The sequence below is a fragment of the Shewanella hafniensis genome, assembly GCF_019655335.1.
GTDB classification, from domain to species: Bacteria; Pseudomonadota; Gammaproteobacteria; order Enterobacterales; family Shewanellaceae; genus Shewanella; species Shewanella hafniensis.
Window position 1 is genome coordinate 1 of the sequence record NZ_BPFD01000216.1, and the last position, 511, is coordinate 511.

Sequence of the window (511 nt, forward strand, 5' to 3'; positions counted from 1 at the left end):
AAATCACCCTTCCAGTCCCCTCTTCTTCTTCTCCCTTCTCCCTTCTTTCTCCCTCTTCTTCCCCTTCCCCCCCTCTTTTTTTCCTCCCCCTTTCCTTCCTCTTTCTCTCCTTCTTTCCTCTTCTTTCCTCCTTTCCCCTCTTCTCTTCCTCTCTCTCCTTCTCCCTTCTCCTCCCCTCCTCTTCCTCTCTCCCCCCTTCCCCCCCCTTCTTTCCTCCCCCCTCTCCTCTCCCTTTCTTTCCCTCTCTTCCTCCTTTCCTCTTTTCCTCTCCCTCTCCCCTTACTGCCCCCTCTCCTCCCTTCCGTCCCGTCTCGCCCCTCGCCGCCCGTCTTTTGCCCGCCGCCCCTCCTTTGCTCGTGCTTCCTCCCCCTTCTTTCCTTTCTTTTCCTTTTTTTCTTTTTTTCTCTTCCCTTTTTTTCTCTTCCCCTTTTCCTTTCCTTCCTTTCACTTTTCCTTTTCCTTTTCCTCTTCCTCTGCGACCATTTTTTACCACATCTCCCATCTTTATTTT

At 51.9% G+C, this 511-nt stretch carries 1 protein-coding gene; it reads right to left on the minus strand.

The window, feature by feature from the left end:
• A partial coding sequence (locus tag K5Q99_RS23150; RefSeq protein WP_220778139.1) for a hypothetical protein occupies positions 1-511 on the minus strand: 511 nt, incomplete at both ends.